The organism is Thioalkalivibrio sp. XN279, from assembly GCF_011089885.1.
Classification (GTDB): domain Bacteria; phylum Pseudomonadota; class Gammaproteobacteria; order Steroidobacterales; family XN24; genus XN24.
On sequence record NZ_JAANBD010000027.1, the window covers coordinates 127,284 to 143,987 of the forward strand.

A 16,704-nucleotide genomic window follows, 5' to 3' on the forward strand; every position below is an offset into this window, starting at 1 on the left:
GATGATCGCCGCCGTCGCCGTCATCGCGGGCATCGCACTCCTCTTCGGGCTCGCGCTCGGCTTCGCTGCCGTGCGCTTCCGCACCGAGGGCGACCCGGTGGTCGACCGCATCGACGCCCTGCTGCCCCAGACCCAGTGCGGCCAGTGCAGCTTCGCCGGCTGTCGTCCCTATGCCGAAGCCATCGCGGCCGGTGAGGCGGACATCAACCGTTGTCCGCCGGGTGGAGAGGCCACCATCCGCGCGCTGGCGGACCTGCTGGAACGCGATCCGAAGCCGCTCGATCCCGAGAGCGGGGAGATCAAGCCGCGCACGGTCGCCATCATCGATGAGCCGCTGTGCATCGGCTGCACCCTGTGCATCCAGGCCTGCCCTGTGGACGCCATCGTCGGGGCAGGCAAGCAGATGCATACGGTGATCGCCAGCGAATGCACCGGCTGCGAGCTCTGCGTCGCACCCTGCCCCGTGGACTGCATCGCCATGGTCGAGGAGCCGGTGACGCTGAAGACCTGGAAGTGGCCGCGCCCAGCAGAGCCGACGGCGGCGGAACGGCGGTGAACCCGACGCGGCTCTGGCATTTTCACGGCGGTCTCAAGCTGGACGCACGCACTGCGCGTGCCACCGCGGCGCCCATCGGCATCGTGCCGGTGCCGTCGCGTCTTGTGCTGCCGCTGTCGCAACACGTCGGCCAGCCGGCGGAACCCGTGGTGAACCCGGGCGAGCGCGTGCTGAAGGGCCAGCCGATCGCGCGTCCCAACGGCTACGTCGGCGCCAAAGTGCACGCCTCGAGCTCCGGCACCGTGGTCGAGATCGCCGCCCATCCGGTCCCGCACCCAAGCGGCCTGTCGGCGCCCTGCATCGTTATCGAGACCGACGGCCTGGACGAGTCCTGGACGGGCTACGAGCCGATCACCGATTTCACCGCGCTCACCGGGCCGGAACTGCGCGCCCGGGTCAGGGCCGCCGGCGTGGTCGGACTCGGCGGCGCCGCCTTTCCCACGGCCGTGAAACTCGGTGCGGGCTCGGGGCTGAAACTGCTCATCCTCAACGGCGCCGAGTGCGAGCCCTACATCTGCTGCGACGAGCTGCTGCTGCGCGAACGCGCCGCGGAGGTGCTGACCGGTGCGCAGGTGCTGTTGCAGGCGCTGGACATCGCCCGCTGCGTGGTGGCGATCGAGGATGACAAGCCCGCGGCCCAGGCGGCGCTCGAGGCGGCCGTGCGCGCTGCGGGCGACGCCCGCATCGAGGTCGTCTCGGTGCCGGCGGTCTACCCCGAAGGCGGCGAGCGCCAGCTGATCAAGGTTCTCACCGGCGAGGAGGTGCCGGCGCGCGGCGTGCCGCCGGACATCGGCTACCTGTGCCACAACGTCGGCACCGCCGCCGCCGTGGCGCGCGCAGTCACGCAGGGCGAGCCGCTGATCTCGCGCATCGTGACCGTCACCGGCGACGGCGTCGCCGCGCCGCGCAACCTGGAAGCGCGCCTCGGCACGCCCGTGGCGGCGCTGGTAGCAGCCTGCGGCGGGTACACCGGCCAGGCCGCCCACCTGCTCATGGGGGGCGCCATGATGGGCTTTCCGCTGGCCGACGACAGCCTGCCGGTGATCAAGGCGACGAACTGTATCGTGGTGGCATCGCGCGAGGAGATCCGCCCGCGGGCGCCGGTGATGCCGTGCATCCGCTGCGGCGAGTGCGCCGAGGTCTGCCCGGCGCAGCTGTTGCCGCAACAGCTCTACTGGCACGTGCGCAGCGACGATCTCGAGCCGCTCGACGAGTACCACCTGTTCGATTGCATCGAATGCGGTTGCTGCGACCTGGCCTGTCCCAGCCAGATTCCGCTCACGCAGTACTTTCGCTACGCCAAGACGGAGTTGTGGGCGCGGCAGCGCGACCGCGCCCGTTCAGATATCGCGCGCGAGCGCTTCGAGGCCAGGCGCGAGCGCCTCGAGGCGGAGCAGGAGGCGCGCAAGAAGCGCCTCGAGGAAAAAACGCGCGCCGCCGACCAGGCACGCGGCGACGAGCAGGCGCGCAAGGCCATGATCGACGCCGCGCTGGAGCGCGTCCAGGCGCGGCGGGGCTCGGACAGTGACGGCTCCCCGGGACCGGGCGCATGAAGTTCGACCCCTCGCGGCCGCCCCACCTCCGCCCCGCGCGCAACGTCACCCGGATCATGGGCGAAGTGCTGCTGGCCCTCGTGCCGGCGACCGCCGCCTGGACCTGGTTCTTCGGTCCCGGGATTCTTTACAACATGGCGGTGGCGACTGCGACCGCCCTCGCCTGCGAGGCAGCCGTGCTCGCCCTGCGCGGGCGCGCGCTCGCGCCGCAGCTGGCCGACCTGAGCGCCGTGGTCACGGCCGTGCTGCTGGCATTCTGCCTCCCTCCGCTGACGCCGTGGTGGATCACTGCAACCGGGGCGGCATTCGCCATCCTGTTTGCCAAGCAGCTTTACGGCGGCCTTGGCTACAACCCCTTCAACCCCGCCATGGCCGGCTACGTGGTGCTGCTGATCTCGTTCCCCGAGCAGATGACGCGCTGGCTGCCGCCGCTGGTCGAGCTTGCCGGCACTATGCCGCCGGCGCTGGATGGCTGGCAGACACTGGTGTTCACCCTGACCGGCGCGCTGCCGACCGGCACCAGCTGGGATGCCCTGACCGGCGCCACGCCGCTCGACGACCTGCGCACGCAGTTGCAGCTCGGCGTCGCCGTCGAGCAGGTGCGCACCGGAGCGCTGTACGGCGTGTTCGGCGCCCGGGGCTGGGAATGGACCGCGGCATGGATCGGGCTCGGCGGCCTGTTCCTCCTTTGGCGCCGCGTCATCCGCTGGCAGATCCCGGTGGCCGTGATGCTCGGCGTCTGCCTGCCGGCGACGCTCGCCTGGCTGCTGGCGCCCGCCGCTTACCCGCCCCCGACTTTTCATCTCTTCAGCGGCGCCACCCTGCTGTGCGCCTTTTTCATCGCCACCGACCCGGTGTCCGCCGCCACCAGCCCGCGCGGCAGGCTGGTCTACGGTTTCTGCATCGGCCTGCTGATATTCGTCATCCGCAGCTGGGGCGGCTACCCGGACGGGGTCGCTTTCGCCGTGCTGCTGATGAACATGGCGGTGCCGGCCATCGATCACTTCACCCGGCCGCGCACCTACGGTCATGCGGGCTGAAGTGGTGCGCAACATGTGGCGCGCCGCCGGCGTGCTGTCCGGCTTCGCGGTGCTGGGTGCACTGCTGGTGGCGCTGACCTGGGAGTCGACCGCGGAGCGCATCGCGGCGAACGAGCGCGCCTTCCTGCTGCGCACCCTCGCCGAGGTCCTGCCCGCAGGCGAGTACGACAACGCCGTGCACGAGGACGCGATCACGGTGCGCGACCCCGACCTACTCGGTACCGAGCGCCCGGTGACGGTCTACCGGGCGCGGGACGGCGAGACGCCCGTCGCCGCCGTGCTCACGCCGACGGCGCCGGCCGGCTACAGCGGGCCCATTCGACTGCTGGTGGGGATACGCGCCGACGGGCGGCTGTCCGGGGTGCGCGTCGTCGCGCACCGGGAGACTCCCGGCCTCGGCGACAAGGTGGAGGTGGAGCGCAGCGACTGGATCCTCGGCTTCAAGGGACTGTCGTTGCGCAATCCGCTGCCGGAGGACTGGGCCGTGCAGCGCGACGGCGGCGCGTTCGACCAGTTCACCGGCGCCACCATCACGCCCCGCGCCGTGGTCTCGGCCGTGCGGGACGCGCTGATATACTTCCGCCAGCACCGCGACGCCCTGTTTGCCGCGCCCGCCGGCGCCGACGGGCTGCCGGCGCCAACCACGGCAGTGGAGGAACAGCCATGAGCTCACGCGCCGCCGAAGTCATCCGTACCGGCCTGTGGACCAACAACGCGGGACTGGTGCAGCTGCTCGGCCTGTGCCCGCTGCTCGCGGTGAGCACGAGTTTCGTCAACGGCCTGGGCCTGGGCATTGCCACCACCCTGGTGCTGCTGGCGTCCAACCTGACCGTCTCCCTGATTCGCAACGTGGTGCGCCCGGAGATCCGTATCCCGGTGTTCGTGCTGGTCATCGCTTCCTTCGTCACGGCCGTGGAACTGGCCATGAACGCCTGGTTCCACGAGCTGTTCCGGGTGCTGGGCATCTTCATCCCGTTGATCGTCACGAACTGCGCCATCATCGGTCGCGCCGAGGCCTTCGCCTCGCGCGAAAAGCCCGGCCTGGCCGCCCTGGACGGCATCGCCATGGGCCTGGGTTTCACCGGCGTGCTGGTCACGCTCGGGGCCGCGCGCGAGCTCATCGGCCAGGGCACGCTGTTCTCCGGCGCGCACATGATGTTCGGCGAGGCGGCACGCGGCATCGAGCTGCAGCTCGCAGACGGCGGCTTCCTGCTGGCGCTCCTGCCGCCCGGCGCCTTCATCGGCCTGGGCCTGCTGGTGGCGGCGAAGAACCTGGTCGATGCGGGCGTGCAGCGCCGGCGTGAAGCGACTGCAGGCTTGCCGGTCACGGCGCATGGCGAGGCGGCCTGAGGCCGCGGCACGGATGAACAACGAAAAGCGCTACGAGCTGTATCGCAGGTTAAGGGACGCCAACCCGCAACCCACCACCGAGCTCACGTACCGCACGCCCTTCGAGCTGCTGGTGGCGGTGGTACTGTCCGCCCAGGCCACGGACAAGGGGGTCAACAAGGCGACGGCGCGCCTGTTCCCGGTCGCCAACACGCCCGCGGCCATCCTCGCCCTCGGCGAAGCGAGACTGAAACGCCACATCAGCACCATCGGGCTCTACAACGCCAAGGCGAAGAACATCATCGCGCTGTGCCGGATCCTGCTGGAGCAGCACGGCGGCGAAGTGCCGCACGATCGCGCCGCACTGGAGGCGCTCCCCGGGGTGGGGCGCAAGACTGCCAACGTGGTACTGAACACCGCGTTCGGCGAACCGACCATCGCAGTGGACACGCACATCTTCCGCGTCGCCAACCGCACCGGCCTGGCGCCGGGCAAGACCGTGCGCGCGGTGGAGGAGCGACTGGAGCGCGTCACGCCGGCCGAGTTCAAGCGCGACGCCCATCACTGGCTCATCCTGCACGGCCGCTATGTATGCAAGGCGCGCAAGCCCGATTGCCCGAGCTGCATCATCGCGGACCTGTGCGACTACAAGCAGAAGACGTCGGGCGATCCGCCGCCCCGCCCGTTGCGCCCGCCCCTGCGCCGCAAGGCAAGCCGTCGTGCTGCTGCCGAATGACCGCGAGGGCCTGCGGGCTTTCTACCTGCAAGCCTGGCGCAAGCGGCGCGAGCGCCTGCCCGCCGAGCCGCTGGAAATACAGGTCGCCGACGTCATCGAGCTGCATCCCGAGTACCACGCCCTGCTCGAGGACCCGGATGCCGTGCTGGACCGCGACTGGACGCCTGAGTCGGGCCAGGGCAACCCATTCCTGCACATGGGACTGCACCTGGCACTGCGCGAGCAGGTGGGCACCGACCGGCCTGCCGGCATCGCCGCGCTGCACCGAGCGCTGGCTGCCCGCGTCGGGCGCCACGAGGCTGAGCACCTCATGGCGGAGTGCCTCGCAGAGGCGCTGTGGCAGGCACAACGAAATAATTCCCTGCCCGACGAGGTCTCCTACATGGAGGCGCTGCAGGCGCTCGAGCGCGCGCAGCGCTGAAACGACGCGCAGGGAATGACAAAGGACAGACAGGCAGTAACGATGGACAACCACCCCGTAAGCGGCGTCGGCCTGGGCCTCAGGCGCAGCATGATGGACGAACTCATGGCCGAACCGCCCTGGGACGTCGACTTCATGGAAGTGGCGCCCGAGAACTGGATCGGCGTCGGCGGGACGCTGGGGCGCAAGTTCTGCTGGTTCGCGGATCGTTTCCCCTTCGTCATGCACGGCCTGTCGCTTTCCCTCGGCGGGCAGGCGCCGCTGGACGTGGATTTCCTTGCGCGGGCGCGGCAGTTCATGGACCTGCACGGAATCCGTTATTACACCGAGCACCTGTCCTACACCGGGGACGACGGCCAGCTCTACGATCTCATGCCCATCCCCTTCACCGCGGAAGCGGTGCGGCACGTCGCTGGACGCATCCGCCAGGCGAGCGAGATTCTCGAGCGCCCCATCGCGGTGGAAAACGTCTCCTACTATGCCGCGCCTGGCAGGGAGATGAAGGAGATCCAGTTTCTCAAGGCCGTGCTGGAAGAGGCTGATTGCGGGCTGCTGCTGGACGTCAACAACGTCTACGTCAACGCCATCAACCACGGCTACGAGCCGGAGGAATTTCTCGCCGCGATCCCGGGCGAGCGGGTGGTCTACCTGCATGTCGCCGGCCACTACGTCGAGGCGGAGGACCTGCGCGTAGACACGCACGGCGCCCCGGTGTCGGATCCGGTGTGGGCTCTGCTCGACGAGACCTACCGGCGCTTCGGCGTGATCCCCACGCTGCTGGAGCGCGACTTCAACATCCCGCCCATGCCCGTGCTGCGGCGCGAGCTCGAGATCATTCGCAGCCTGCAGGCCAGGCACGAGCCGGCGCAACATGTCTGAGCGCGAGAAGCTGCAGCGGCTGCAATTCGAGTTCGCGGCCCACATACGCGACCCGGACAACGCGCCGGCACCGGCGGGCATCGAAGACCGGCGCATGAAGATCTACCGCGAGCTGTTCTACAACAACCTGCGCGACCTCCTCGGCCGCAGCTTCCCCGTGCTGAAGCGGATCCTCGGCGAAGACGCCTGGAGCGCCATGGTGCGGGACTGGCTGCGCCATCACCGTGCGCAGACGCCGCTGTTCCTCGAGCTGCCGCAGGAGTTCCTGGCCTACCTGCAACACGAGCGTTCAGCCGCGGCAGGGGACCCGCCCTTCATGCTCGAGCTCGCGCACTACGAGTGGGTGGAGCTCGCCCTGGGCATCGACGAGCGCGAAATAGACGATGGTGCGCTGGACCCTGCGGGAGACCTGCTCAAGGGCTGCCCGGTGCTGTCGCCGCTGGCGTCGTCGCTGGCCTACACTTGGCCGGTGCACAGGATCTCGCCCGATTACCAGCCCGCCGAGCCGCCCGCCGAGCCGACCAGGCTGCTGGTGTATCGCGATCGCCGCGACGAAGTCGGCTTCATCGAGATCAACATGGTCACCGCACGCCTGCTCGAGCTGCTCGACGTGCCACCCGACGCACGTCGCAGCGGTCGCGACTGCCTGCTGCAGATCGCCGCCGAACTGGGGCGCCCCGGGCCGGAGGCCGTCATCAGCGCGGGACTGGAAATTCTCTCCGGGCTGCGCGAGCGCGACGTGATCATCGGCGTGGCGCCCTGCCCTGACCCGACCGGCAGGGAAACGGGGCAATGACTCGCGCCACGCACCAGGCCGGCGCGGGACCACTGCGGCAGAAGCTGTTCAGCGTAATTTTCCGCTCGGACACGCCCGCCGGCATGGCGTTCGACGTCCTGCTGATCGCCGCCATCCTGGTGAGCGTCACGGTGGTGATGCTGACTACCGTGGAAGGCGTGAATTCCCGGCATGGACGCACGCTCTATCTCATAGAGTGGGTTTTCACCATCGCGTTCACCGCCGAGTACGTGCTCCGGCTCTACTGCGTGCGCAGACCGGCGCACTACGCCACCAGCTTCTTCGGCATCGTCGACCTGCTGTCGATCCTCCCGACCTACCTCGGCCTGCTGTTCACCGGTGCGGGCCCGATGCTGGTGCTTCGGATCCTGCGCATCCTGCGCCTGTTCCGCGTCATGCACATGGCCAACTACGTCACCGACGCCAACATCCTGCTTGAAGTGCTCAAGAGCAGCTGGCGCAAGACCCTGATCTTCATCTATGCAGTGGTCACGCTGGTGGTGATATTCGCCACCCTGATGCATTTCATCGAAGGGCCCGAGGCCGGGTTCACCAGTATCCCCATGAGCATGTACTGGGGCATCGTGACGCTGACCACCGTGGGTTACGGCGACATCACGCCGCTGACACCGCTGGGCAAGTTCATCGCGACGATCACGATGATTCTCGGCTACGGCATCATCGCGGTGCCGATGGGCATCTATTTCTCCGAGTACACCCAAGCCACCCGCCGTGAGCGCAGCAAGGCCACGTGCAAGTCCTGCGGCCAGAGGGGCCACGAGACGGACGCGCGCTATTGCCGCACCTGCGGCGAAGAACTCGAGCGAGATTGAGCGCGACACATGAGCCGCGACATTACCGTCGGACTGAATGCAGTGATCGTCTCGGTGCGGGAGGACGAGCCACGCGTCCTCACCGTGACCGACGCGTCCGAGCTGCCGATGTTGCCGTCGGGTGCGCTCGACCCGGAGAGTGACCGCACGCTGGAGCTCGGCCTGCGCGGTTGGGTGCGCCACCAGACCGGTCGGGAGCTCGGCTACGTCGAGCAGCTCTACACCTTCGGCGATGAGGGCCGCGACCCGCGCGAACGGGCGGGCGGGCCGCGCATGCTGTCCGTCGCCTACCTGGCGCTGACCCAGGACCTGCCGGCGGAGGCCGCCGGCGGACACTGGGTGGGTTGCTATGGGTTCCTGCCCTGGGAGGACTGGAGAAACGAGCGTCCGTCCGTGCTGGACGACATCGGGCAAGCACTCGATGCCTGGGCGCGCCAGGCCCGATCCGGGGCCGAACGGGAACGCCGCGCCGAACGCACCGAAATCTGCTTCGGCCTCGGCGGCGCCGGCTGGGACGGCTACCGCGTCCTGGAGCGTTACGAATTGCTCTACGGCGCTGGGCTGACATACGAGTCGTGGGTGGACAAGGGTCGGGAGCCACCCGCCTCTGCCCGGCTGTTCGGCAAGCCCATGGCCCACGACCATCGGCGCATCCTGGCGACCGGCCTGGCGCGGCTGCGCGGCAAGCTGCGCTACCGTCCGCTGGTGTTCGAACTGATCGAGGACCAGTTCACCCTCGCCCAGCTGCAACGCGTCGTGGAGGCGCTGGCCGGCCTGCGCCTGCACACACAGAACTTCCGTCGGCTGGTGGAGCGTGGCGGCCTGGTTGAGAAGACCGGGCGCATCGACACCCGCACCGGCGGCCGCCCGGCCGAGTTGTTCCGTTTCCGCCGCGAGGTCCTGCGCGAGCGCCGTGCCCCGGGCGTCGGCGCACTCAGCCCGCGCGGCCGCTGATGCCCCTAACGGGGTCTGACCCCCCAAAGGTGTTGTAAACACTGGACAATCGATATGCTCAGGCGTAGCATAAGTCTCGCCCTTGCGTATCGGGCTTTTTTTACAGACCAGTTTTACTCTTTTTGAGTATAAATAAATGACGATAGAGCTCAGCTACACGCCCGAGGTTGCGCGCCAGGTGCAGCCGATTTACGACCGCCTCCGGCACGTGATCCCGGAAGCGGAGTGGGGCGTGCATGCGCCGTACATCGCCGCCATCAACGAGCTCAAGCGCCGCATGAACGCCGTGCTCCTGGTGCACAACTACCAGACGCCCGAGATCTTCCACGGCGTGGCCGACTACACGGGCGACTCGCTGGGGCTGGCGCGCGAAGCGGCCAAGACCGATGCCGACGTCATCGTGCAGTGCGGCGTGCACTTCATGGCGGAGACCTCGAAGATCCTCTGCCCCGACAAGACCGTGCTGATCCCCGACCTCCGGGCCGGCTGCTCCCTCGCGGACTCCATCACCGGGGAAGACGTACGTCGACTGAAGGCCCAGCACCCCGGCGTGCCGGTAGTGACCTACGTCAACACCAGCGCCGACGTGAAGGCCGAGTCTGACATTTGCTGCACCTCCGGCAACGCGGTGCGCATCGTCGAGTCGCTGGGCGTGGACCGCGTCATCTTCCTGCCGGACCAGTACCTGGGCCGCTACGTGGCCAGCCAGACCGACGTCGAGCTGATCCTCTGGGAAGGCGCATGCGAGGTGCACGAGCGCTTTACCGGCGCCGAGCTGCGCGACTATCGCAAGCAGTTCGACCGCATCAGTATCATCGCCCATCCGGAGTGCCCGCCCGACGTGCTCGACGAAGCCGACTTCGTCGGCTCGACCAAGGGCATGATCGACTGGGTCGGCGATCATCGCCCCGAGCGCGTGGTGATGATCACCGAGTGCTCCATGAGCGACAACGTGGCCGTCGAGCATCCCGAGGTGGACTTCGTGCGGCCCTGCAACCTGTGCCCGCACATGAAGCGCATCACGCTGCCGAAGATCCTGCGTTCCCTGCAGACCCGCACCCACGAGATCGTCATCGACCCCGAAGTCTCGCGCCGCGCCCGCAAGGCCGTCGAGGCCATGCTCGAGGTGGCATGAGCATGAGCGCGCGCACCGTCAGCGACGTGATCGTCATCGGCGCCGGCGTCGCCGGGGCCTCGGTCGCGCTGCGCCTCGCTGACGCCGGGCGCCACGTCACCGTGCTGGCACGCCACCCGCTGGAGGATTCCGCCAGCAACCAGGCCATGGGCGGTATCGCCGCCGCCATCGGTCCGGACGACTCCCCTGCCCTGCACATGGCCGACACGCTGGACGCCGGCGGCGAGCTGTGCCGCGAAGCCACGGTGCGCGGCGTGGTGGAGCGCGCGCCGGCCGCCATCGAATGGCTGCTGGCGCAGGGCGTCGCTTTCGACCGCGACGGCGATGCCCTCGACCTCACGCAGGAAGGCGCGCACAGCCGGCGGCGCGTGGTGCATGCAGCCGACACCACGGGGCGCGCAGTGATGCTGGCGCTGACCCGTCGCCTGCGCGCGCACCCGCGCATCACGCTGCTCGGCGCACACGCGGCGGTGGAACTGCTGGTCGAGGACGACCCGGCGGGCACCAGCGGGCGCAGCTGCCGCGGCGTGCGTGCGCTCGAGATGCAGCACGGGCTGCTCAGGACGTTGCATGCAGACCACGTCGTGCTGGCCACCGGCGGGGCCTCGGGGATCTACCCGGTGTCTACCAACCGCTCGCGGCCGGTGGGCGACGGCATCGCGCTGGCCTGGCGCGCCGGCTGCCGCGTGGCCGACATGGAGATGGTGCAGTTTCATCCCACGGCGCTGCGCCATCCGGCCGCCGAGGGCTGGCTGGTGACCGAGGCCGTGCGCGGCGAAGGCGGCCGCCTGATGCTCCCCGACGGCGAGCGCTTCATGCACCGTTACGACGCGCGCGGCGAGCTGGCGCCGCGCGACATCGTCGCGCGGGCGATCCACGCCGAGATGGCTGCGCACAAGCTGGAGTTCGTCCTGCTGGACATCAGCCACAAGGGGCCGGACTTCATCCGCAGTCACTTCCCCAACACCTACCAGCACTGTCTTGCGCTCGGCCTCGACATCACGCGCGAGCCCATCCCCGTCTCGCCGGCCGCGCACTACACCTGTGGCGGCGTGGTCACTGGCGGCGCCGGGCAGACCGACGTGGCGGGACTGTATGCCATCGGCGAGACGGCCTGGACTGGCCTGCACGGCGCCAACCGCCTCGCCAGCAACTCGCTGCTGGAAGGCCTGGTATACGGCGAAGCGGCTGCGGCCGCGATCCTCGCCGACGTGCCCCGCGGCACGGCCCTGGAAGACGCGCAGGGGCGGACCGCGCTGCATGCCGTGACCCCGGCGCTCGACGCCAGGGTCGCGCACGAGGCCCGCCAGCTGGGGGCCGGTGTCCGCCGCCTGCTGGCGCGGGAGGTCGGCATCGTGCGCAGCGACAACGGCCTCGCCGCCGCGGCGGCGCGACTGGAGGTCATGCTGTCGCGGGCCGAGGGCCTGTTCCGCACGCACGGCCCCGCCCCGCAACTGCTCGAGCTGCGCAACCTGGCCTGCGTCGGGCTGCTGGTGACGCGCAGCGCGCTGCTGCGCGGCGAGAGCCGCGGTGCGCACTACAACCGCGACCACCCGGACGCCGGTCCGCACGCCATGTCGACCATGCTGCAGTCACGTGCGCCGGCCGTGCTGGTCGACCCCCGCGCCGTCGCCTGAGCCGCTCCTGGCCCCACTTCCGGCCTCTTTTGCGCTAGTCTCGGCGCAAACAAGGCCAGGGGAATCGACATGGGGAAACTGGAAAAAGCCGAGCAAGCCGAGGCACACACCAAGAACGTCGCCGAGCGCATCGGGGATAAGCTGGTGGAGACTTTCGAGCTGCTCGCGCTGTTCATCATCGGCGCGGCGATCGTCTTCTCCGCCGCGGACTTCGTGCTCGACATGGTGGCGGCGCGGCACGCCAGCCTGCACGACATCCTGCTGCTGTTCATCTATCTCGAACTCGGCGCCATGGTGGGGATCTACTTCCGCACCGACGAGCTGCCGGTCGAGTTCCTGCTCTACATCACCATCACCGTCATGACCCGGAAGCTCATCAGCGCGGAGGACCTGAGCGAGTCACGCATCATGGTGACGACCGGCGCCGTGCTGATCCTTGCCGTCGCGGTGCTGCTGCTGCGTTACGGCACGCATCGCTTCCAGAGCAGCGCCCAGGGGCGCAGGCAGGCGGCGCCTGTCGACGTCGAGCGCTGAACCCCGAGCCCTGAACCCTCGACCCTCAGCCCGGGAACCAGCGCAGCAGCAGCAGGTGCGTGGGCACGAAGACCAGCAACAGGAAGCACAGGTAGAGCAACAGCAGGTAAGCGGCCGGCGGCATCCGGTGCTGCACCATGGCCGGTCCGAACACCCAGTTGATGTTCTTCTCCTTGCTGCTCAAGAGCCGGCTGAGGCCGAGTACCAGCGCGCCGCAGGCGGCCGACCAGAGCAGCGATTCAGGCGGGTAGCCGTAGGCGGCCACCAGCCAGACCAGCACCAGCGGCAGCGGCACGTGGAACAGCGACACGGCGCGCAGCCAGCGCGGTATGAAGGGATCGAACATGTACTCGGTCAGGCCGGTGATGCGCCGGCGCAGCACAAGGCGCAAGGCATAGTCGACGTTCCACAGCACCTCGGGCAGAAGCACCATGCAGGCCAGCACCCCCGAGAGCAAGGCGCTCTCCAGCCACATCGCCGGCACCGCCCCGATGAAGGCGATATCCGAGAACCACAGGAAGTTGGCCGGCCCGTGCCGCGGCCAGTAGATGACGATGAACGCCAGCACCAGCACCGTGTAGGCGATCTTGAACCACTCCGGGATATCGAGCATCCGTCCCGCGCCGCTGCCGGCCGCATGGCCGGCAACTAAGCTAACATCCGGGGCTCCGGGGCCCAAGCCGCCGGGCCCATGGCTGGCTATACTGAAGCCGTAACGGGCCGCCATGGATGCATGCCGATGACCGACTTCGTGCGATTCCTTGCCGCATGGGCCTTGCTCCACGAGAGCGCCGACGAGGGCTGGAAGGCCGCCATTGCGCGTGGTCGCGCGCAGTCTCCGGGCGATGCCGAGGCCGGGCCTGATGCCTTCGTCGACGGCCTCGCCGCCCTCGTCGAGAGCGAGAAGGAGCGCCTCAAGCAGGAGCTGGCGCAGCAGGGCGACCAGGGTCACGCCACGCGGGGCGAAGATGCGGCGCTGGCAGCGCAGGTCGATGCCGTGCGGTTCGAGCTCGCCGAGCTGCGCGGTCGCATCGAGTCGCTGCAGGCCTCCATCGACGCCCTGGTGGCGCAGAAGGGGGACTGACCCAGTGGCCTCGCGCGGCCGGACCATCGCAGCGGTCGCCCTCGGGCGCCTGTCGCGGGCCGTCGTCGAAGCACGCCTCGGTCTCGTGCGCGGGCATGCGCGCCGCGCCATCTTCGCCCGCCACGCCCGGCTCGCCTGCGAAGCGCTCGGCCCGGCCTTCATCAAGCTGGGGCAGCTGGCCTCCGTGCGGCCCGATGTGTTCGCGCCCGAGACGGTGTTCGAAATGGAGCAGCTGCAGGACCGCGTGCCGGCAGTGCCGGCTGAGGACATCGAAGCCATCGTCAGGCACGAACTCGGGCGGCCGGTACAAGACCTGTTCGCGGAGTTCCGCGCCGAGCCCGTCGCCACGGCCTCGATCGCGCAGGTCCATCGCGCCGAGCTGGCGCGCGACTATCGCCCGGTGCAGGGCGCGCTGCTGCCGGCCGGCACGCCGCTGGCGGTGAAGGTGGTGCGCCCCGGCGTGGAGGCTTCCATCGAGGCCGACCTTGCAGTCGCCCGACGCTGGGCGGCGCGACTGGAAAAGCTCTCCCGCCTGGCGCGCTGGCGCCCGGCGGCGCTGCTGGAAGAGTTCGAGCACACCCTCGCCAGCGAGCTCGACCTGCGCAACGAGGGCCGCGTGGCGGACCGCTTCGCCCGGGATTTCTCCGACGATGCGCGCGTCGTGGTGCCGCGCGTGGTGTGGCCGCTCACCACGCGCCGGATCCTCGTCACCGAGTTCGTCGAGGGCTGGCGCCTGAACGACCTCGGCGAGGCCGAACGCGCGGGCATCGACGCCCGCGGCCTGGCGGCCCACGGCGCGGAAGTGTTCATGCGCCAGGTGCTGGTGCACGGCCGCTACCACGCCGACCTGCACCCGGCCAACCTCTTCGTCACGCCGGACGGCCGGATCTGCTACCTGGACTTCGGCATCGTGGGGCGCACCACGCCGAGCCAGCGCATCGCCATCGCGCAGGTGCTGGTGGCGACCGTCTACGGCGATGCCGACCGCGCCCTGCGCTACTCGCGCGAGCTGGGGCTTGAGATTCCGCAGCACCAGGAGGCAGCGGTGCGGGCACGGGTCGTCGAGCTGATGCAGCGGACCCTGTCGGCGCCCGGGCGGGCCGACGTGCGCGGTTTCGCGCTCGGCTTCCTCGAGATGCTGGCGGACTTCCGCATCCCGATCCCCTCGGGCTACGGCCTGCTGGTGAAGGCGCTGGTGACGGTCGAGGGCGTGGCGCGCGCCATTTACCCCGACATCGACATCGTCGAGTCCGCGCGCCCCTTCGCCACCCGGCTCATCGCCGCCCAGCTGGCACGACCGGAACGCCTGCGCGAGCGCCTGCCGGCCGCGCTCAGTGCAGCGCTGCGCGAGCTGGCCGCCTGAGCTCGAGCCAGGCGTCGACCTGGTCCTCCAGCAACTCCAGCGGCAAAGCGCCGTTGGCCAGCATGATGTCGTGGAACTCGGCCAGCTTGAAGTCGTCCCCCAGCGCCGCCTGCGCTCGCGCGCGCAGCTCCAGGATCTTGCGCATTCCGATCTTGTACGCCAGCGCCTGCCCCGGCATCACCAGGTAGCGCTCGATCTCGGCGACGACTTCCTTCTCGCCCATGCCGGTGTGCTCGCGCATGTAGTCGATCGCTTCCTCGCGGGTCCAGCGCTTGGCATGCAGGCCGGTGTCCACCACCAGCCTGACGGCGCGAAACATTTCCGCCTGCAGCCGGCCGAGGTTGTCCAGCGGGTCTTCCTGGAAGCCCAGCTCCCACGCGAGCTGCTCCGCATACAGCGCCCAGCCTTCCGTGTAGGCGATGAAAGGGATCATGCGCCGGAAAATCGGCAGGTCGCTGAGCTGCTGGGCGATGGCGAGCTGGAAGTGGTGTCCCGGGATCGCCTCGTGGTACGCCAGGGTGCGCATGCCGAAGCGCGGCGCCTCGTTCACATCGCGCAGGTTGATGTAGAACACCCCGGGCCGCGCGCCGTCGAGCGAGGGTCGCTGGTAGTAGGCGCCCGGGGCGCCGATCTCGCGAAACTCCGGGACCCGCTCGACCTTCACCCCGGTGTCCGGCCGCAGGTTGAAAACCCCGCCCAACCCCGTGTCGATCTCGTCGATGATCGCCTGGTAGTCGGCGATGATCTGCGCACGACCCGCATCGGAATCATCGTACAGCTGCCCGGGCGCCCGCCGCAGCGCCAGCAGCCGCTCACCGATGCTGCCTTCGGTGTAGCCCTGCGCGCGCAGGATGGCGTCCATCTCCGCGCCGATGCGCGCCACCTCGGCGAGGCCGTAGGCATGGATCTCGGCCGCGTCAAGGTCGGTGGTGGTCATCATGCGGATGCGGTACTGGTAGAACGCGTCGCCGTCCGGCAGCGCCCACACGCCGTGGTTGCCCTGTGTCCGCGGCAGCACCTCGTCGTAGTAGGCAATCAGGCGGCCGTAGGCGGGATAGACCGTGTCGCGGATCTGCGCTGCGGCTTGCGCCAGCAGGGAATCCCGCTCCGCGGCCGCAAGTTCGGCGCGCTCGACCAGCGTTGCCAGGTGCCCTTCCAGCGCGGTGTAGAGAATGTTCTCGCGTGGCTCGGTGCCGACGAAGCCGCGCATCTCGTCGAGCACTTTCTCCACCACGAAGGTCGGCGGCACGACGCCCTCGGCCTCGCGGCGCTGCACGCCCTCCAGCGCCTGGTCGAGACGGCGCCCGAACTGCGAGAGCCGGGCGATGTAGTGCTCGGCGCCCTTGCGGTCGGGCACGCGGTGGGTGGTCGCCATGAAGCTCGGCAGGCCGTTCTGCACTCCGAACATCTGGTTCAGCGGGTAGTCGTGGTGGCGCCAGCGCTCGCCCTCGACGGCCATCTCCAGGAAGCGTTCCATGGCGTCGTAGCTGAGCTGCTGCTGGAGTTCGAGGCTGTCGCGGTCGTAGCTGCGCAGCGTGGCGAGATTTTCCCGGGCACGCTCCATGAGCCTGAGCTCGCGCTCCTCGGAGCCGTCGCTGAGCTTCGCGTTGTGGCCGCGCAGCCCGATGCCGTCGAGCATGCCGAGGCTGCTCAGCAGCTGCGGGTCGTCGAGGGCGAACTCGAGCATGACGCGGTCGAAGAACCAGTCGATCTGCAGCGGCTTGAACCAGATGGTGTGCCCGACCAGCACGGCGCCAGCCGCCACCAGCACAGCCAGCCCGCCACCGAGCCACTTGAAAACGCGCTTCATGCTCCACCCCCAGGACGGCACAAGCGGCACATGTTGCGTGACCG

The 16,704-nt window shown here is 69.3% G+C and carries 18 protein-coding genes; 16 read left to right on the forward strand and 2 right to left on the reverse strand.

The genetic code is table 11. From position 1 onward, the window contains the following. The first annotated feature begins 1 nt into the window (after window position 1). The 14 genes from rsxB to G8346_RS07635 all read left to right on the forward strand — a co-directional run bounded on the left by rsxB (window position 2) and on the right by G8346_RS07635 (window position 12,403). Complete coding sequence (gene rsxB / locus G8346_RS07570; protein WP_166049832.1) at window positions 2-556, forward strand: electron transport complex subunit RsxB; 555 nt, start codon at window positions 2-4, stop codon at window positions 554-556. Continuing rightward, on the forward strand, window positions 553-2,109 hold the full coding sequence (gene rsxC / locus G8346_RS07575) for an electron transport complex subunit RsxC (RefSeq protein ID WP_370520564.1): 1,557 nt from the start codon (window positions 553-555) through the stop codon (window positions 2,107-2,109). The genes rsxB and rsxC overlap by 4 nt, the downstream gene beginning before the upstream one ends. Next, complete coding sequence (gene rsxD, locus G8346_RS07580; RefSeq protein WP_166049836.1) at window positions 2,106-3,149, forward strand: electron transport complex subunit RsxD; 1,044 nt, start codon at window positions 2,106-2,108, stop codon at window positions 3,147-3,149. The genes rsxC and rsxD overlap by 4 nt, the downstream gene beginning before the upstream one ends. After that, a complete protein-coding gene (gene rsxG, locus G8346_RS07585; RefSeq protein ID WP_240901366.1) occupies window positions 3,139-3,816 on the forward strand; it encodes an electron transport complex subunit RsxG in 678 nt (225 codons plus the stop codon). Before rsxD ends, rsxG begins: the two co-directional genes overlap by 11 nt. Beyond that, on the forward strand, window positions 3,813-4,499 hold the full coding sequence (locus tag G8346_RS07590) for an electron transport complex subunit E (protein ID WP_166049838.1): 687 nt from the start codon (window positions 3,813-3,815) through the stop codon (window positions 4,497-4,499). The genes rsxG and G8346_RS07590 overlap by 4 nt, the downstream gene beginning before the upstream one ends. 13 nt (window positions 4,500-4,512) lie before the next feature. Then, complete coding sequence (gene nth / locus G8346_RS07595; RefSeq protein WP_166049841.1) at window positions 4,513-5,214, forward strand: endonuclease III; 702 nt, start codon at window positions 4,513-4,515, stop codon at window positions 5,212-5,214. After that, the gene (locus tag G8346_RS07600) at window positions 5,201-5,635 is read left to right on the forward strand and encodes a DUF1841 family protein (RefSeq protein WP_370520585.1); all 435 of its coding nucleotides are present in this window, start codon (window positions 5,201-5,203) and stop codon (window positions 5,633-5,635) included. Before nth ends, G8346_RS07600 begins: the two co-directional genes overlap by 14 nt. A 15-nt stretch (window positions 5,636-5,650) precedes the next feature. Further along, the gene (locus G8346_RS07605) at window positions 5,651-6,514 is read left to right on the forward strand and encodes a DUF692 domain-containing protein (protein ID WP_240901367.1); all 864 of its coding nucleotides are present in this window, start codon (window positions 5,651-5,653) and stop codon (window positions 6,512-6,514) included. Next, complete coding sequence (locus G8346_RS07610) at window positions 6,507-7,310, forward strand: DUF2063 domain-containing protein (protein WP_166049845.1); 804 nt, start codon at window positions 6,507-6,509, stop codon at window positions 7,308-7,310. Before G8346_RS07605 ends, G8346_RS07610 begins: the two co-directional genes overlap by 8 nt. After that, window positions 7,307-8,143, forward strand: coding sequence for an ion transporter (locus G8346_RS07615; protein WP_166049847.1), 837 nt, complete (start codon window positions 7,307-7,309; stop codon window positions 8,141-8,143). The genes G8346_RS07610 and G8346_RS07615 overlap by 4 nt, the downstream gene beginning before the upstream one ends. 9 nt (window positions 8,144-8,152) lie before the next feature. Next, window positions 8,153-9,097, forward strand: a complete 945-nt coding sequence (locus G8346_RS07620) for a hypothetical protein (RefSeq protein WP_166049849.1) — start codon at window positions 8,153-8,155, stop codon at window positions 9,095-9,097. Window positions 9,098-9,233: 136 nt separating this feature from the next. Then, a complete protein-coding gene (gene nadA / locus G8346_RS07625; RefSeq protein ID WP_166049851.1) occupies window positions 9,234-10,232 on the forward strand; it encodes a quinolinate synthase NadA in 999 nt (332 codons plus the stop codon). Between the two features lie 2 nt (window positions 10,233-10,234). Next, a complete protein-coding gene (gene nadB, locus G8346_RS07630) occupies window positions 10,235-11,869 on the forward strand; it encodes an L-aspartate oxidase (protein WP_166049853.1) in 1,635 nt (544 codons plus the stop codon). A 69-nt stretch (window positions 11,870-11,938) separates the two neighbouring features. Further along, window positions 11,939-12,403, forward strand: coding sequence for a phosphate-starvation-inducible protein PsiE (locus G8346_RS07635; RefSeq protein ID WP_166049855.1), 465 nt, complete (start codon window positions 11,939-11,941; stop codon window positions 12,401-12,403). A gap of 25 nt (window positions 12,404-12,428) precedes the next feature. Here the strand turns inward: G8346_RS07635 and G8346_RS07640 are convergent, their stop codons facing one another. Beyond that, window positions 12,429-13,016, reverse strand: coding sequence for a membrane-associated protein (locus G8346_RS07640; protein WP_166049857.1), 588 nt, complete (start codon window positions 13,014-13,016; stop codon window positions 12,429-12,431). A gap of 126 nt (window positions 13,017-13,142) precedes the next feature. On the opposite strand from G8346_RS07640, the gene G8346_RS07645 reads away from it, so the two are divergent. Next, entirely contained in the window at window positions 13,143-13,487 is a 345-nt protein-coding gene (locus G8346_RS07645; RefSeq protein WP_166049859.1) for a DUF2968 domain-containing protein, read from the forward strand. Between the two features lie 4 nt (window positions 13,488-13,491). Further along, on the forward strand, window positions 13,492-14,850 hold the full coding sequence (locus G8346_RS07650; protein WP_166049860.1) for an AarF/UbiB family protein: 1,359 nt from the start codon (window positions 13,492-13,494) through the stop codon (window positions 14,848-14,850). Here G8346_RS07650 and G8346_RS07655 read toward each other — a convergent pair. Beyond that, a complete protein-coding gene (locus tag G8346_RS07655; RefSeq protein WP_166049862.1) occupies window positions 14,819-16,660 on the reverse strand; it encodes a DUF885 family protein in 1,842 nt (613 codons plus the stop codon). The genes G8346_RS07650 and G8346_RS07655 overlap by 32 nt on opposite strands. Window positions 16,661-16,704: the final 44 nt, after the last annotated feature.

Coding starts and splice junctions, on each gene's coding strand:
- rsxD (WP_166049836.1), top strand. CDS start 2,106: ATGAAGTTCGACCCCTCGCGGCCGCCCCACCTCCGCCCCGCGCGCAAC.
- G8346_RS07635 (WP_166049855.1), top strand. CDS start 11,939: ATGGGGAAACTGGAAAAAGCCGAGCAAGCCGAGGCACACACCAAGAAC.
- nadB (WP_166049853.1), top strand. CDS start 10,235: ATGAGCGCGCGCACCGTCAGCGACGTGATCGTCATCGGCGCCGGCGTC.
- rsxG (WP_240901366.1), top strand. CDS start 3,139: ATGCGGGCTGAAGTGGTGCGCAACATGTGGCGCGCCGCCGGCGTGCTG.
- G8346_RS07590 (WP_166049838.1), top strand. CDS start 3,813: ATGAGCTCACGCGCCGCCGAAGTCATCCGTACCGGCCTGTGGACCAAC.
- G8346_RS07610 (WP_166049845.1), top strand. CDS start 6,507: ATGTCTGAGCGCGAGAAGCTGCAGCGGCTGCAATTCGAGTTCGCGGCC.
- G8346_RS07615 (WP_166049847.1), top strand. CDS start 7,307: ATGACTCGCGCCACGCACCAGGCCGGCGCGGGACCACTGCGGCAGAAG.
- nadA (WP_166049851.1), top strand. CDS start 9,234: ATGACGATAGAGCTCAGCTACACGCCCGAGGTTGCGCGCCAGGTGCAG.
- G8346_RS07655 (WP_166049862.1), bottom strand. CDS start 16,660: ATGAAGCGCGTTTTCAAGTGGCTCGGTGGCGGGCTGGCTGTGCTGGTG.
- G8346_RS07620 (WP_166049849.1), top strand. CDS start 8,153: ATGAGCCGCGACATTACCGTCGGACTGAATGCAGTGATCGTCTCGGTG.
- G8346_RS07640 (WP_166049857.1), bottom strand. CDS start 13,016: ATGCTCGATATCCCGGAGTGGTTCAAGATCGCCTACACGGTGCTGGTG.
- G8346_RS07605 (WP_240901367.1), top strand. CDS start 5,651: ATGACAAAGGACAGACAGGCAGTAACGATGGACAACCACCCCGTAAGC.
- nth (WP_166049841.1), top strand. CDS start 4,513: ATGAACAACGAAAAGCGCTACGAGCTGTATCGCAGGTTAAGGGACGCC.
- G8346_RS07645 (WP_166049859.1), top strand. CDS start 13,143: ATGACCGACTTCGTGCGATTCCTTGCCGCATGGGCCTTGCTCCACGAG.
- rsxB (WP_166049832.1), top strand. CDS start 2: ATGATCGCCGCCGTCGCCGTCATCGCGGGCATCGCACTCCTCTTCGGG.